At 56.6% G+C, this 13,857-nt stretch carries 15 protein-coding genes, 1 pseudogene and 1 riboswitch; of the genes and pseudogenes, 11 read left to right on the top strand and 5 right to left on the bottom strand.

Annotation, left to right across the window (positions count from 1 at the left end):
- Positions 1–21 precede the first annotated feature (21 nt).
- The gene (locus ACNAOV_RS05470) at positions 22–627 is read right to left on the bottom strand and encodes an ECF transporter S component (protein ID WP_416516915.1); all 606 of its coding nucleotides are present in this window, start codon (positions 625–627) and stop codon (positions 22–24) included.
- 5 nt (positions 628–632) lie between these two features.
- A riboswitch (FMN riboswitch) is annotated at positions 633–767 on the bottom strand.
- A gap of 165 nt (positions 768–932) precedes the next feature.
- Here ACNAOV_RS05470 and ACNAOV_RS05465 point away from each other — a divergent pair.
- The 5 genes from ACNAOV_RS05465 to ACNAOV_RS05445 all read left to right on the top strand — a co-directional run bounded on the left by ACNAOV_RS05465 (position 933) and on the right by ACNAOV_RS05445 (position 5,340).
- Entirely contained in the window at positions 933–1,583 is a 651-nt protein-coding gene (locus ACNAOV_RS05465; RefSeq protein ID WP_416516914.1) for an RNA polymerase sigma factor, read from the top strand.
- Entirely contained in the window at positions 1,570–2,433 is an 864-nt protein-coding gene (locus ACNAOV_RS05460) for a hypothetical protein (protein ID WP_416516913.1), read from the top strand. Before ACNAOV_RS05465 ends, ACNAOV_RS05460 begins: the two co-directional genes overlap by 14 nt.
- 34 nt (positions 2,434–2,467) lie before the next feature.
- Complete coding sequence (locus ACNAOV_RS05455) at positions 2,468–3,325, top strand: ABC transporter ATP-binding protein (RefSeq protein WP_416516912.1); 858 nt, start codon at positions 2,468–2,470, stop codon at positions 3,323–3,325.
- 61 nt (positions 3,326–3,386) lie between these two features.
- Complete coding sequence (locus tag ACNAOV_RS05450; RefSeq protein ID WP_416516911.1) at positions 3,387–4,613, top strand: hypothetical protein; 1,227 nt, start codon at positions 3,387–3,389, stop codon at positions 4,611–4,613.
- Complete coding sequence (locus ACNAOV_RS05445) at positions 4,606–5,340, top strand: ABC transporter ATP-binding protein (RefSeq protein ID WP_416516910.1); 735 nt, start codon at positions 4,606–4,608, stop codon at positions 5,338–5,340. The genes ACNAOV_RS05450 and ACNAOV_RS05445 overlap by 8 nt, the downstream gene beginning before the upstream one ends.
- Positions 5,341–5,356: 16 nt before the next feature.
- Here the strand turns inward: ACNAOV_RS05445 and ACNAOV_RS05440 are convergent, their stop codons facing one another.
- Complete coding sequence (locus ACNAOV_RS05440) at positions 5,357–5,527, bottom strand: hypothetical protein (protein WP_416518203.1); 171 nt, start codon at positions 5,525–5,527, stop codon at positions 5,357–5,359.
- On the opposite strand from ACNAOV_RS05440, the pseudogene ACNAOV_RS05435 reads away from it, so the two are divergent.
- Positions 5,481–5,954, top strand: a pseudogene (locus ACNAOV_RS05435) (FtsX-like permease family protein); the annotation flags it as partial. The gene ACNAOV_RS05440 and the pseudogene ACNAOV_RS05435 sit on opposite strands and share 47 nt — an antisense overlap.
- Here the strand turns inward: ACNAOV_RS05435 and ACNAOV_RS05430 are convergent.
- A complete protein-coding gene (locus ACNAOV_RS05430; protein ID WP_416518202.1) occupies positions 5,867–6,169 on the bottom strand; it encodes a hypothetical protein in 303 nt (100 codons plus the stop codon). The pseudogene ACNAOV_RS05435 and the gene ACNAOV_RS05430 overlap by 88 nt on opposite strands.
- Between ACNAOV_RS05430 and ACNAOV_RS05425 the strand changes: the two genes are divergently transcribed.
- Positions 6,156–7,397 (top strand): FtsX-like permease family protein, encoded by a 1,242-nt coding sequence (locus tag ACNAOV_RS05425; RefSeq protein ID WP_416518161.1) that lies wholly within the window; start codon positions 6,156–6,158, stop codon positions 7,395–7,397. The two genes, ACNAOV_RS05430 and ACNAOV_RS05425, sit on opposite strands and share 14 nt — an antisense overlap.
- A gap of 61 nt (positions 7,398–7,458) precedes the next feature.
- On the top strand, positions 7,459–8,484 hold the full coding sequence (locus ACNAOV_RS05420) for a glycosyltransferase (protein WP_416516909.1): 1,026 nt from the start codon (positions 7,459–7,461) through the stop codon (positions 8,482–8,484).
- A 12-nt stretch (positions 8,485–8,496) separates the two neighbouring features.
- Here ACNAOV_RS05420 and ACNAOV_RS05415 read toward each other — a convergent pair whose 3' ends face one another.
- Together ACNAOV_RS05415 and ACNAOV_RS05410 are read right to left on the bottom strand one after the other, a co-directional pair.
- Entirely contained in the window at positions 8,497–9,270 is a 774-nt protein-coding gene (locus ACNAOV_RS05415; RefSeq protein WP_416516908.1) for a histidine phosphatase family protein, read from the bottom strand.
- 52 nt (positions 9,271–9,322) lie between these two features.
- The gene (locus ACNAOV_RS05410) at positions 9,323–10,102 is read right to left on the bottom strand and encodes a nitroreductase family protein (protein WP_416516907.1); all 780 of its coding nucleotides are present in this window, start codon (positions 10,100–10,102) and stop codon (positions 9,323–9,325) included.
- A 173-nt stretch (positions 10,103–10,275) separates the two neighbouring features.
- Here ACNAOV_RS05410 and ppgK point away from each other — a divergent pair, with 173 nt between their 5' ends.
- The 3 genes from ppgK (at position 10,276) to ACNAOV_RS05395 (ending at position 13,811) form a co-directional block, all read left to right on the top strand.
- Positions 10,276–11,046 carry a polyphosphate--glucose phosphotransferase gene (gene ppgK / locus ACNAOV_RS05405; protein ID WP_110413135.1) on the top strand — a complete coding sequence of 257 codons (771 nt, stop codon included), beginning with the start codon at positions 10,276–10,278 and terminating at the stop codon, positions 11,044–11,046.
- A gap of 75 nt (positions 11,047–11,121) precedes the next feature.
- A complete protein-coding gene (locus ACNAOV_RS05400) occupies positions 11,122–12,309 on the top strand; it encodes a pyridoxal phosphate-dependent aminotransferase (protein ID WP_416516906.1) in 1,188 nt (395 codons plus the stop codon).
- Between the two features lie 125 nt (positions 12,310–12,434).
- On the top strand, positions 12,435–13,811 hold the full coding sequence (locus ACNAOV_RS05395) for an MFS transporter (protein WP_416516905.1): 1,377 nt from the start codon (positions 12,435–12,437) through the stop codon (positions 13,809–13,811).
- Positions 13,812–13,857: the final 46 nt, after the last annotated feature.

Genomic DNA, 13,857 nt, shown 5'->3' with positions numbered 1-13,857 from the left:
GACGTGCCGAACTGCCGTGGCCTACTTGTTGATCAGCGTGGAGATGGGCTTGTATATCAGGAAGGTGACCACTCCGTGAATGGCGAACTTCATCAGGTTGAAGGGCAGGAGGATCGGCACGATCATGGCGACCACCTTGGCCATGGACATGTGCGCGTAGAAGGGGGTGATCACCACGTTGCATAGGATAGCTGCAATCACACCCAGAATGGCGCCGGAGACGATCCCGATGACCGCTCCCTTACGGCTGTGCATCTTGCGGTAGACCAGGGCTGCCGGCACGCTGAGCGCCAGGGCCACGATCATCGAAATCAGAGCGCCGAAGGGGTTGGTGAACAGGTGCGGGACGAATCCCAGAATGGAGATGATTGCTGCAGCAGCAGGGCCGAAGGCGAAGCCGCATACCAGGACGACGATGCCTGAGGGGTCGTATTTGAGCCAAGGGGCAGCAGGAAAGATCGGGAAGGAGAAGAAGCTCAGAACCATGGCCAGGGCTACGAAGAGCGCGTAAACCGCGATCCGCTTGGTCGACCAGCGTCCTGAACCGCCTGCACCTGTGGAATGGACATCGTTGAAGCGTGTGTCCTTGCTTGCAGTGGTATGTGAATGAGAATTGGGCATGCTCATAGAGGGCCTCGTTTCTTCCATCCGGACTGTAACCGTTGGCTTCGGACTTTGACCGATATCAACCGCTTGCGCGGGTCGCGGGCTCCCGGCCTTCAGCCGGATACCGCCAGTAAGGACTTTCACCTTCCCTGAAACTGACGATTTCAATATAGCTGTGGTCCTTGGAATGGTCAATTCTTTCTCACTGCTAGTGCATTTCTAGACACGCCAGGAAGAAAATAAAACCGCCTTCCATGCAACTATTGCAGCCTGCACAACGAATATGAGGTTGTCGAAAGTTCACAATGCTGCAAGGAGGCTGGAGCATGGCGAAGATGGGTGACCATCTGCTGCCTGCGGATGAAGCTATACATCCGGCCTTGGTCAGACAAACCAGCGACGGAGACGCTGATGGTGGCCAATCCCAGGCAGAGGACCTGGAATGGATCAGAAACATACTGTCAACTAGGTCCTTTCGCGCAGCCGATGACCTAGTTCGCAAGTACTACGACGACATCCTGGCCTACATCCGAGCTCAGGTAGGCGATAAGGAGGAGTCGCTGAACCTTGCCCAGGATGCCTTCGTTGCCATTCTGCGGTCTTTGGGCAGCTACGATCCGCACAAGTCCAGCTTCCGTACCTGGATCCACCGCATCGCAACCTACAAGGTCATTGATTACTGGCGGATCCGCCGCAGGCGGCAGCGGCAGGAGGCGCAAGTATTTGTGACATCCGGCCACGATCAACATGACGACCCCGCCGACCAGACCTTCAAGGACGACCTAGTTGGTCGGATTGAAGACAAGATCTCACAGGCTCCGGTCCCGGTGCAGGAAGTTTTGCGTCTCCATCTGTATGCCGGCTATGGGTTCGCGCAGATTGCCGAGGCTTGCGGAGAGCCTGAAAACACGGTCAAGGCTCGGTATTACCGACTTTTGGACAATTTGAGGAAGGAGTTTGGTCATGAATCGGTCTGAACCTGATATCCGTCCCATTCTGGCGGCTCTTCAGGGTAGCGACCTTGAACGCGATAATTTTGCTGAATCACAGATCGGCAGTTCCAGGATGCGCGAGCGATCCATAAAAACAATTGTACGCAAAGGGATGGGAAGACGTCCTGGGTTGATCTGGACCCTTGTAGCCATGGTTCGTTCCCTAGGCCTGAGAAATCTGCTCTTTGGCCTCTGGGACTGCGTCTTTATCGGCTTGATTCTGACGGTGGCAGTTTGGGCGACCGTCTTTGGCTCCTTCATGAAGACTGCTTGGCCCAGCAGAGTCGATAGAATCTTCGGTCTGGTTGTCCCCATATTCGTCTGCTCGCCTGCTCTTTTCCTGGTGGTGCACCTTTTGGTAGTGCTCAAGGAACGGAACCTGAATACCCTGAATCTGATCAGAACCTGCAAGTGGTCATTCCGTCAGATAGCCGCAGTCAGGATGCTTCTGTTCGGCATGGTCAGCATGATGATTTCATCCTTGGCTACGGTCTTGCTGGCGTGGACGACCAATCCGGGGCTGTCCACCATGACCCTTCTGGGGATCAGCTTCTCCTCCCTCTTTCTCTTTTCCCTGGCACAGATCTGGGTAGAGGAGCATATGCATGGAGAACTGTCCATCTATCTGGTTCTCGGACTCTGGATTGTGCTCGGCATGATGCTTTATCTGACTCGATTCGCCACCGCCCCCATCCTTGTCTCCATTCCGCCGGCCTTGAGCCTGGCGGCGGGTCTTGTTCTCCTGGTGACCTTCCTGCTTGTTCTACATGGACGCTGCGTGGGGGCACCTCTGCCGAAGCGGGCATGGCGCATGAACAGACTGGCGACGGTATGAGGACAGAATCGCGCATGTTTAGCTTGAAAGGACGGTGAGTTTCGTGCTGCACTTGGGCCATGTGTCAAAGAGCTTCAGAAACAAGCAGGTCATTGACGATCTGAGCCTCTCCATCGGAACCGGCGTCCATGGGCTCCTGGCACCCAACGGAGCAGGCAAGACCACATTGATCCAAATGATCGCCACCCTGATCCACCCGGATTCGGGAAACATCACTTGGAACGGGCAGGACATCATGGTCATGGACGAGGACTATCGCGGCCTCCTGGGGTATCTGCCCCAAAAATTCGGCTATTACCCGGACTACAGTGCTGAAGATTTTTTGACGTACATAGCAGCCCTTCAGGGGATTGGTCACAAACGAGCCAAGCCCTTGGCGAAAGATCTCCTGGAGACAGTGGGGCTTAAAAACCAGGGCAAGCAGAAGATGAAGACGCTCTCCGGTGGCATGATTCAGCGCGTGGGACTGGCACAGGCCATGATCAATGACCCGGAACTGATGATTTTGGACGAGCCGACCGCAGGGTTGGATCCACGGGAACGCGTCCGTTTCCGTAACCTGGTTCATGCCCTTTCACGCGACCGGACCGTCATCCTATCCACTCATATCGTCTCTGACCTGGAGACTATCGCCGACCGGGTCATCATGCTCAAGGATGGACAGATCTGCTGCAACCAGTCCCCAAGGCAGATAAGCCGCTGGATGGAAGGCAAAATATTCTCGGTTCCTGCAGATTACAGCTTAGGGGAGGGGCAGCTGCTCCTTGAGGATGAGCTGGACGGGGATGCGACCCGGCTCAGAATTTACTCACCTGAGCCGCCGTCCCAGGGCCAAGCTGTTCCTGCCAACTTGGAGGATGCCTTCCTGGTGATCTACGGGGACGAGGAGTAGCGATGCGGCATACTTCACCGAATCGGACTCGCAATCTCATTTCTTGCCAAGGATGTCTTTAATGAGATGGACGGTGATCAGGAACGAGATGCGGCACCTTCTGAGTACCTCTTTTTGGGTGGTGCTCAGTCTGTCTCTTGGATTCGTTTTCTGTATGAATCTAGCCATGTATGACCAGATTCCCACTGACGAAGCCCATCATGACCTGGCTCGCTACGGACCGTATGTCAGTCAGTCCACTATTGCCGGATTCAAGCGTGAGGCTGACAGACTTGAACCGCTGGTATCCAAAGATCTGATGGCACTTGGTCCTCAGGCTGTTCAACTGGGCGTCAAGAATTATCAGTCGGCCAGGGACCTGGTCGATTCGGTCGATGGTTTGCGCTGGACAAATCCTTCAGTACTGAATACAGACCGGGGTAAACTGACCGGCCGCATCAATGCCTTGCCCAGCTATCGTCGGCTTGCTCATTGCCATGATGTCATGGATGCCTATCGTGGATGTAACCGGGAAGCACTGACTGCAAGAGCCGCGAAACAGTTGCGTAAGGGCGGTAGTAATGGCATCGACCTGCCTGGATCGGTAACAAAGCGGCTTGATGACTTAAGCGGACAGTGCAGGGCGGGCATGGGCCTGGCCGCCCCGGAATTACTGGACTACACACAGAGCAACTTCAGACTTTCAATCTATCTGGTCCCGCTTCTGGCAGCCTTGGTCGTCGTGGCCCCACGCCTTGTTAAAGACCAGGTCCATGGGGTCCGGCAGACGCAGTTGACGACACGGACCGGACGCTTCTTGCCTGGGCTGCAGGTGTTCGCCATGGTCTGTGTGGGCCTGCTGATGATGCTCATGGTGGCAACAGGATCCTTTCTGATGTGGGTGCCAAAGATCGCTGGTTTGCAGGATCTTCCTGTTTTTGATGGACATGCATTGCCTTGGTTCACCTGGTCTTTGGGGGAGTATCTGGCTGTGTTCGTATTGCTCTGCCTGGGGTCCGCCTTTCTTGTTTTTCTTTTGGTTCTCTGGATTTCCATGCACTGCAGGACCTACACACGCTTGATCTTGCTTGCAGTCCCGGTGGTGTTGCTGGCCGTTCATGTCTTTGTCGGCTGGCTTCTCGTGGATCCATGCTGTATTGGCAGTGTGGTGACTCGGATTGTGCCATTGCCCGGCATTGATCTCTACCTAATCCTGGGCCTGCTGGTTTTGGCCCTTTGTCTTTGCTGGTGGTCGGCCAGAAAGTTTTGTTGCCTAGGCGATCTGAATGAAAGGAAGATCAATGAATGAACTGCCACTGAAAATGGAGGGGGTGTCCTTCCACTACAAGGCTGGTGAAGCTGGAATAGACCAAGTCGGTCTGGAATGCTCGGCAGGATCTTGGACCGCAGTTATGGGCCCTTCCGGAGCGGGGAAAACCACCTTGCTCTATTGCGCCTCAGGGCTCTTGCCAGTACAGCAGGGATCGGTCGAGATAGCCGGCCAGAACATAGCCAGGATGAAGGAGTCCGCCCTAACCAGGATGCGGCGCGACCATATCGGTTTCGTTTTTCAGGATTACAACTTGGTCGAGGCCTTCACCTGCTTGCAGAGCGTCATGCTGCCCCAGCTCTTCGGCGGTCCCAAAGTTGGTGTCGCCCAATCGCTGCAGGCCCTGAAGATTTTGGGTCTGGATGGGTATGCGCAGCAGTATCCGTCTGACATATCCGGCGGTCAGAGGCAACGCGTGGCCATTGCCAGAGCATTGGTCGCCCAGCCAGACATGATTTTCGCCGACGAGCCCACAGGGGCGCTGGATACGCGCAGTTCGCAGATGGTTCTGGATGCCTTTTCGACCCTGGTGGAGAGCGGACGGACCGTGCTCATGGTGACCCATGACCCCAATGTGGCGGCCTGGGCGCAGCGCACGGTGTTCTTGGTGGACGGCACTGTGCATTCGATCTGTCAGGGGTATACGGCCGAACAGCTGTCCACTCACCTGACCAGCATGACTCAGGTCGGCCAGGGGGTACGATGATGCATGCGTGTAAAGGTCAAGCAGGAAGAGGGGAAGTTCCCGAACGGGATACCCTGCATGCATTCTCCTTGATCAGTCGACCGACCTTGTTCTCCCTGGTCTTGTCCCTGATCAGGAAGCATCGAGCATCGTACGTGGTCATGGGTCTGTCCACCTGCCTGGCATCCCTGCTGACCTCTTCGACCATGCAGGTCTACCAGGCAGGAAAGTCCTTTGACAATATCGGCGATCTGAATAGGTTGAACACCTACCAGCGTTTCCAGGCCAAGGCACCTTATTCAAATCTCTCTATAGTCACTATTCCGGCGCTGGTTTGCTGCTTGCTGGTGTCAGTCTTTTTGGTTCTCTCCTCGGTCACTTTTCTGATTCAGGAACGTCGGCGCGAGTATGCAATGATGCGGTTGAACGGAGCCTCGCGCAGGAGGATCCTGATCATAGGTCTCCTGGAATTCTCGATTCCCCTGGCCCTCTCGAATCTCATCGGCTGTTTGGCAGGGTCTCTCCTGACCGTACCAGTTGGACGGTTTTACGCGCGCTCGGCCGAGTTCGGCGACAGGGGCATGGTTTTCACTCCGCGGATTCGACCCTCCATTGCAGTGGTCACCTTCATCATGATGATGGTTGCCTGTCTGCTGGGAGTATGGATGGCTATGAGCAAGGTGGGCAGGGCATCCGTGCTCCAGCTCATGACGGAGACCAGTGACAAAACCAAGCGGATGGGGTGGGTTCGTTTTTCGGCAGCCCTGGTCTTCCTGATCCTGACCTTGGTGGTCGGGTTCGCCCCGCTGTCTTCTATGACCCAGGACCTGCGTATTATGCTCGAGGTCATTCTTGTCATCACTACGGTCTATTTGGCGGCTCCGATCCTGGTTGTCCTGACTGTGTCGATCATTGGCCTGATCCCGGCGAAGGCGGCCGGGGGGCCAGGTCTTCTGGCCCGGCAGCGTGCTCGTAAGGAGAGCGCGGGTTCAACTGCGATAGCCCTCCCCGCCATGATGATTCTGACCATCGTCATCTCCCTTGTGGCCGCCGCGCAGGCTGGCTCCATCGGTGGAGCGGTTCTGAGTCTGTACCCTCTGAAGGCCGATGTCATAGCTACTTCCCTTGATTCGGATGCCAAAAACCGCAACCCATCAGATTTGATCGAGGGGATACCTGAGGTTCGAGACTTTGTTACCTACCAGACTCAGCAATGGGCCATGGAAGGATCACCGGGCCAGACGGCAACGGTGGTATGGGAGCCTGCCGAGCAACTGCAGGGTCAGAAAGTTCAGAACTCGTCGAGCATTCATTTCTCCTTTATCCAAGGGAATTCGTCTGATCTCGGCTCAGACCGGGTCGCCGTGAATCAGGATTCCTCCTATTCCATAGGCGACACCGTTCGTCTTCTTGATCGCCATGATCAACCGCATGAGGCGCGGGTCGTTGCCCTTGTTCGGTCGCCTGAGGGCATTCCAGAACTATCTGCAGGCAATAACTACCCTCTGTTCCTGACGGCAGAGGGTGACCTGCCTCAATTGGGTGAAGACGCACGTACGATCATTCCCATATCGGCTGCCAATCCGACTGATGCACAGGGGATTACCTCCCGCCTGAAGAGTGAACTCCAGGGCGATTTCGCGGTGCAGACCAGGCAGGAGTATATAGATGACTTCATTCAACGAGGCCTGTCCGGGCAGACGGCCATGACGGTCATGATTGTCGGCGGGACCGTTCTTGCCTTGATTTTCATGATGCAGTCCATCGCCATTTCTGCCTGGGAGCGCAAGCGGCAGAACCAGCGGCTTAATCAGATTGGGGTGGTCTGGAGGTCAATAGTCTGGTCGGGAGTGATGGAGACACTGACCGATGTGGCCGGCGGTGCAGTGATGGCGCTGCTGGCGATTGCCATTGTCGAGGGCTGTATAGCCTTGAGTTTTGTCCAGGCTGGCATGTCTATGGCTCTGACCCCTGTGCCCGTCGGCCGGTTCCTTCTGGTGACTGTGGTTCTGTTGCTGGTGGCGGTGTTTACATCCTGGGTATGCAGCCTGCAATCTAGGAAAACGGAAGAAGGATGAACACACTAGGAGGATTTTGCTTCAGTAAGCAAAGTTGCGGGGCAGTGTCAGAATGGAGAGCATGGGAAAGACCTTGAATAAGGCGGCCATAGTCGTCGTAACCTATAAGCGTCAGGAATTGCTGACAGGCCTGTTCGACTCGATTCTCAAACTTACCCAGGCTCCTTGGCGGATTGTTGTGGTGGATAACGAGAATTCGGCAGACACGAGAACCATGGTCGAGCAGTTCTCTGAACGTGTGACAGGCCGTTGGGGCAGGACCATCATCGACGGCTCTGGCAATCAGGATCGTGTCGTTTATCTGCCACAGGACCACAATGGCGGCGGTGCGGGAGGCTTCTCCGCTGGTGTGCGCAAGGCATACGAGCTTGGTGCCAAATGGTTCTGGGTCATGGATGATGACGTTGCAGTAGAACCTGAAGGACTTGACCTGCTGGCCAAGTGGAGTGACCGCTATCAGGTGGTGCAGGGTTCCCGGCTGGATTATGATGGTGGCCCCTTCTATTGGCAGTATCATTTTCTGACCGCCTTGGGCATTCCAGATCCGATAGCACCAGGGGAGTTCGGACCATCAGGATGTCGGCCTATGAACACCATGTGTTTTGAGGGCGGATTCTTCTCCCGGCAGGTTGTGGAGCAAATCGGTCTGCCTGACCCGCGCTTCTTCATCTATTGGGATGACACCATCTATGGGTATTTGGCATCCAAGGTCACACAGCCTGTGGTGGTCTCCGATGTAGTCATGCGTCGGACTCGCAACATCGCCAATTGGAACATCGCTGGTGTGCGCCAGCTCAATTCCACCTCGGATATGAATCGTTATCACATCATGCGCAACCGGGGCTTTATGGCCAGGTATTTCATGGTCCATGGGGACTATCGGCCTCTGGCTTTCGCTCTAGGGACCCTGGCAACAGCTCTCAAGGAAATCATCCGCCTTCTGGCTGTTGATCGCAGTCACATCATGACTGGTATCCCTGCCATCCTGAAGGGATGGGTGGATTCGCGCCAGATATTGCACGATCCCGACTGGAGGCCCATGGAGCCCCTTAAGGGCCAACCAGCCGGGGAAATACAGGGCGCCTGAAAGTTTCGCCTGCTACTTTTCCTGACTGCCTGCCTGGAAGTACTCCATGGAACCGATGGGTCCTGCCAGATGGAAACCGCCATCCCGGTAGACGACCTTGGTGACAGCGGTGTTGTCCATATCAGGGATGGGGCAGTGGTCATCGATGGCCACCAGGAACTGTTGCAGGCACATGCCCGAGGAAACCACCAGGACAGGCCCGCCACCCTCTTCGATGGCAGACTGGGCGATGCGCGTCAGCACCGCGATCATCCTGCTGCGGACCTGGGCGGTGGTCTCAGCCCGATCCTGTTCCTCAAGTCCGGCGGAAAGGATGTCCTGGGCATCCAGCCGATGGAAGGTGTCCTGCATATGGACGGAGATGTTCCTGCCGTAGGTTGCCTTGGCCGTAACGAAGTTTTTAAAACCCATGGCGGCGCAGACCTGATCCAGAGTGGTGTGCTCGTCCCGGCCCTCGAAACTGCCGAAATTGTCCTCTCGCAAGTCGGGGTCCACGCCCACGCGTAGGTCTCCATTGCCGGACATATCGAGGGCCAAGCGGGCCGTTTCATACTGGCGGCTCAGATTGCCGCTCCAGGCCGCCCGGAAACGAATAGGCCGCAGACCCCGGCCGAACTGGCGCACGTCCTCGCGGCCTTGCCTAGTCAGGGGAAAATCGGACCAGCCCTGCATCAGATGCATGACGTTGGCCGTCGTTCTGCCGTGACGGGTCAGGTAAAGAGTTGTCGAACCTGCTTCAGTGCTCGGCTCAGCGGCGGATTGTGATGATGATGCTCCATTGTTCATAGTTCATCACACTACACGGCCCCCTTGCCGGGGCACTGGGATACAGCCCCGGTCAGGACCTGATGAGACGGCCTCCGTCGCCCCAGGTCCACGTGCCGCCGCCGGCACCGATCTGGAAATTCATTTTGGCTATGCCCAGATCGACTGCGGAGCCATAAGCGACCGAGGGGTCCAGGGTGGCAATCGCATCGCCCGTGTCCCTGTCCCAGGAAAAAACCACCGGTTGTCCGTTCATGGCTGAAGGAGCCTTGGCGGCTGCAGCCACGCCGGCCTTGAACCATCCCGGCGCATCCTGCCGGACCTGCGCGCTCATGGATGAAGTCAGTTCCTCATAGCTCTTGGAGGTTCGATGCTCACTCTGACGTTGGCAAAGCTTGTCGAAGTCCTGGTTGCCGTAGCCGATTTGGTCGGCCGGATAGCCGATGGTGACAACAAGATAGAGCGACTGACTGGGAGTGATCCGACAGTGGCGCTCGGCTGCCTGACGGTCCCAGCTGCCTGACACCCATCCTGTCCCCAGTCCGTACAGGGTGGCGGCAAGGACCATGCGCTCGCCATAAAAACCGGCTTTCTCCAGGCTCTCCTGATCATCCTTGGGTCCGACCAGGGCAAGGTAGTTGGCTGCATTGGCCAGGTGGCCGGAAGCGTTGTCGGCGGCGAAGGCGTCGGGCTTGCCCAGGACCAGTTGCATGTCCAGACCGCTCAAGGTATTCAGAGCGTTCAGAGTGCTGCCCAGCTGCCTGGCAAGGTCGGGATCGATGGGCTTGGGGTCGTATTCTCTGGTGGTGATGCGCACGTTGACTGCGTCAATAAGCTGTGTATGTTCGGCCATAACCTTATTATTCCACTCAATTCTTCTTCCTGCAGGTAGGGCACAAGGTCAGCCGTAAGGGCCCGAGTTTGGTCCGGTTTGTGCCGCTACCAAGGGGCGCAGAGGCATGCCTTGGGGTACAATCGCTACCGTGCCGGTTCGAACCCTCATCTTTGATCAGCTAAGGAGCAGCAATGATTGAAACAGCGCAGGCTTTCGGAGTGGATATTGGTGGATCCGGTATCAAGGCTGCCCCTGTTGACCTGACGATCGGTGATTTTGCAGAGCCTCGCAAGAAGATTCTGACTCCCGAGCATTCCACCCCAGAGGCTGTGGGGGTTGTCGTCAAGGAGCTCTTGGATCGTTTTGAAGTCCCTTCGGATGTGCCCGTGGGCATCGCCTTCCCGGCCCCTGTCAAGCCTGACAAGCCTCTCGATTTCATGGCCAACCTGGACCAGGCCTGGGTAGGCACCAATGTTCAGGAGGTTCTTTCCAAGGCCTGCGGCAGGCCCGTCAGCGTTGTCAACGACGCGGATGCAGCCGGTCTCGCCGAGGTGCAGTATGGGGCGGCCAAGGGGCAGAAGGGCCTGGTCATTGCTACCACATTGGGCACCGGTATCGGTACGGCTCTGATCTACAACGGTGTGCTGATTCCCAACAGTGAGCTCGGTCACCTGACGCTGGATGGTAAAGACGCAGAGAAGTACGCAGCCTCTTCGGTGCGCGACCGCAAGAAGCTGAGCTATAAGAAGTGGGCCAATCGTCTGACCAAGTACTACCGACTGCTCGAGCACTACTTCAATCCCGATTTCTTCGTCGTCGGCGGCGGAGTCAGCCGGATGAGCGAAAAGTTCCTGCCTCACATCGACATCAAGACTCCCATTGTGGCCGCCAAGCTGCGCAACCAGGCCGGCATTGTCGGTGCAGCCTATCTGGCCGACCTTCGGCAAAAGCACCTGGGGTGAATCAGAGCGTTTTCTGCGACCACCCTGCATGGGGCGTTCGGGCGGCTGCTGGATCGGATGAGGAGCTGAAGAATCGTGCATTTTTCTCACCGTACCGGGTCTGACCGCCCCAATCGCATAGCTCTGTCCGAATCGGAAGCACAAGCTCATGGTCTCAAGTTAGACAAGCTGAATGATTCCAATCCCACCCGCTTCGGACTGGCCCCGGCATTCCTGCCCCAAGTCTATGAGGCCGAACCGAGGGGACCTCTTAAGGCCCGCCAGTCCCTGGCTGAGTTTCTGACCAGACGTCAGGGGTTGAAGGAGAACCAAGGCGGTACAGCGGTCGATCCTGATGACCTCTATCTGCTCTCCTCCACGTCCCAGGCTTATTCCTGGCTGATGAAACTTCTCTGCGACCCGGGTGATGACATTCTGGAGCCCAGGCCCGGATATCCTCTGATCGAATCCATCGCCGGTCTGGAATGCGTCCGAACAATCCCATACCGTCTGTCCTACGATGGGTCCTGGGTTCTTGATCTGGCCACGGTCAGACAGGCTCTGGAGGGGCCTAAGGGCGACTGTATCCGTGCCTTGGTCCTTATCAACCCCAACAACCCCACCGGCTCATATATTCATCCGGAAGAACGCCAGTCGCTGCTGGAACTCTGTCAGCGGCATGGGATGGCCATCATTGCCGACGAGGTCTTTTTCGACTACCCTCTGGATCCCCTGCCGGGTCGTGCCCGACTGGCCGGGGAGAACAGGGTACTGACCTTCGCCCTGGATGGGTTCTCGAAGAGCCTGGCCGCCCCCCATGCCAAGGTGGGCTGGATTCAGGTTTCCGGGCCAGCGGACCAGGTTGCCGAGGCCAAGCGCCATCTAGACCTGATAGCCGACGATTACCTGCCCATGAGCCTTCTGGTCACCAGGGACATGGAGGCCATGCTATCGGATATTCCCGGCCAGACCAGCCGAGTGGGGGAACGAGTCAGGGGCAATCTCGAAATCCTTAGACAGACATTGAGCCAAAAGGAGTCCTGTGTCTCCCTGCTCAGACCTGAGGGAGGCTGGAACGTTCTGTTGCGTTTTCCTCAGGTCATCGACGAGGAGGAATTGATTCTTGGCCTCATTAAGTCCTACGGGTTGACTGGTCAGCCCGGCTATTTTTTCGACATGCCAGGCAACGGATATCTAGCCCTGTCACTCCTGCCAGAATCCTTGAAATTCCGCGGATATGTGAACTCAGTCGTCTCAGCTATCGGAAAAATAGTGTGTTTATAGCCCACTGAATGCACTGTTCACTCCGATAATATGTTCTGAACAATTGTCGGTTATGGAAGGGGGAGATTGACACGGCTCAATGATGAGCCACTGATTGCAAGGCTGCACACGAAGGAGTGATAACGATGGTAGACGAAGATAAGAATCGAAGGGGAGACCCAACCGAGGGGGTTGGCGCCCGAATCGGGGAGGACATCAAGACCATGGCCTCTGCAGATGAGACCGGAGGTGCTGTCACTGGACAGGGGGTGGATGCGAGCCTGGCTCCGGATACGGGCAGAAGGCTCAACAATGCGGAGAAGATCCGTTTTGCCATTGGGTTCGTTCTGGTTTCCCTGCTCTGGGCTGCGCCCTTTACTATGGGGTCCGGTGTCCTCCTGCCGCAGATCTTCAATTCCCTGCATGGAGTCAGCGCTGAAGCGGCTCTGGGGACAATGAATTCGATTGGCTGTGTGTTCGCCTTGGTGGCCAACGTTGTTTTCGGTGCTCTCTCAGACATGTCCAGGTTCCGAGTCGGTAAGCGCACCCCCTGGATCGTGCTAGGTGGCATTATCGGCGCCCTTGGCTTCCTGCTGGTCATCCAGTCCCATACACTCCCCATGATCATTTTCGGTTGGTGCATTGTGCAGGTGGGTATCAACTGCCTGATAGCCCCGGCCGTCGCAGTCCTCTCAGATAGGATTCCCGAGTCGACCAGGGGAACCTATTCGGCACTCTATGGTGCCAGCCAGGTCATCGGTCAGCAGCTGGGAACGATCATCGGCAGCTCGTTCATGGGCAACATCCATACCGGTCTGGTAGTCGCCATGATTATTTTCCTCTTCTCTGGTATTCTCACCGTGCTGATCTGGCCCCGGGAGAAGTCGGCTGCCAACACAGTCGTAGAACGGACCTGGGCAGATGTCGGCCGGTCCTTCATACCGCCCACTAAGAATTGCCGCGACTTCTACCTGGCTCTTCTGGGCAGGTTCACTTTCGTCGTCGGCTGCTTCATGATTCAGGGCTACCAGCTCTACATACTGCAGAAGTACTGCTATCTGAGTGATACCCAGGCCGCATCCACACTCAAGATCATGGCCCTGATCTCGGTGGTGACCACCATCCTGGCCTCCGTGGTATCGGGCCCGCTCTCGGACTTCCTGCACAGGCGGAAGGTGATTGTATCCACTAGCTGCCTGATTCTCGCCCTCGGCATACTCTTCCCCTTCCTGATGCCAACCGCCACTGGCATGTACTTCTATGCCGCCCTGGCAGGAATCGGCAACGGCTGCTACATGTCAGTCGACCAGGCTCTGAATGTCGATGTGTTGCCGAACGCCAAGGAGGCGGGCAAGGACCTGGGCATCCTTAACCTGGCCAATACGATCGGTCAGGTGATCGCCCCCGGGTGCACCACGCTGGTCATTGGCGTTTTCGGCGGCTACAGGATGATCTTCCCAGTCGCCATCGTCTGCCTGCTGGTGGGAACCGTATTCATCATGATGATTCGCAAGGTCAAGTGAGTCTGAAAACCTGTAACCCGGACCTGTGCTGAGCAGCGGACCGGAT

This window comes from Bifidobacterium asteroides, assembly GCF_048001765.1.
GTDB classification, from domain to species: domain Bacteria; phylum Actinomycetota; class Actinomycetes; order Actinomycetales; family Bifidobacteriaceae; genus Bombiscardovia; species Bombiscardovia asteroides_K.
The sequence above is the reverse complement of the archived record's forward strand: the minus strand, read 5'-3'. Positions and strand labels throughout refer to the sequence as shown.

Excerpts from the sequence above, each read along its gene's own strand:
- ACNAOV_RS05470 (WP_416516915.1), bottom strand. The coding sequence starts at position 627 with ATGAGCATGCCCAATTCTCATTCACATACCACTGCAAGCAAGGACACA.
- ACNAOV_RS05465 (WP_416516914.1), top strand. The coding sequence starts at position 933 with ATGGCGAAGATGGGTGACCATCTGCTGCCTGCGGATGAAGCTATACAT.
- ACNAOV_RS05460 (WP_416516913.1), top strand. The coding sequence starts at position 1,570 with ATGAATCGGTCTGAACCTGATATCCGTCCCATTCTGGCGGCTCTTCAG.
- ACNAOV_RS05450 (WP_416516911.1), top strand. The coding sequence starts at position 3,387 with ATGAGATGGACGGTGATCAGGAACGAGATGCGGCACCTTCTGAGTACC.
- ACNAOV_RS05445 (WP_416516910.1), top strand. The coding sequence starts at position 4,606 with ATGAATGAACTGCCACTGAAAATGGAGGGGGTGTCCTTCCACTACAAG.
- ACNAOV_RS05440 (WP_416518203.1), bottom strand. The coding sequence starts at position 5,527 with ATGGTCGAAGAGGTCAGCAGGGATGCCAGGCAGGTGGACAGACCCATG.
- ACNAOV_RS05425 (WP_416518161.1), top strand. The coding sequence starts at position 6,156 with ATGCTCGAGGTCATTCTTGTCATCACTACGGTCTATTTGGCGGCTCCG.
- ACNAOV_RS05430 (WP_416518202.1), bottom strand. The coding sequence starts at position 6,169 with ATGACCTCGAGCATAATACGCAGGTCCTGGGTCATAGAAGACAGCGGG.
- ACNAOV_RS05420 (WP_416516909.1), top strand. The coding sequence starts at position 7,459 with ATGGGAAAGACCTTGAATAAGGCGGCCATAGTCGTCGTAACCTATAAG.
- ACNAOV_RS05415 (WP_416516908.1), bottom strand. The coding sequence starts at position 9,270 with ATGAACAATGGAGCATCATCATCACAATCCGCCGCTGAGCCGAGCACT.
- ACNAOV_RS05410 (WP_416516907.1), bottom strand. The coding sequence starts at position 10,102 with ATGGCCGAACATACACAGCTTATTGACGCAGTCAACGTGCGCATCACC.
- ppgK (WP_110413135.1), top strand. The coding sequence starts at position 10,276 with ATGATTGAAACAGCGCAGGCTTTCGGAGTGGATATTGGTGGATCCGGT.
- ACNAOV_RS05395 (WP_416516905.1), top strand. The coding sequence starts at position 12,435 with ATGGTAGACGAAGATAAGAATCGAAGGGGAGACCCAACCGAGGGGGTT.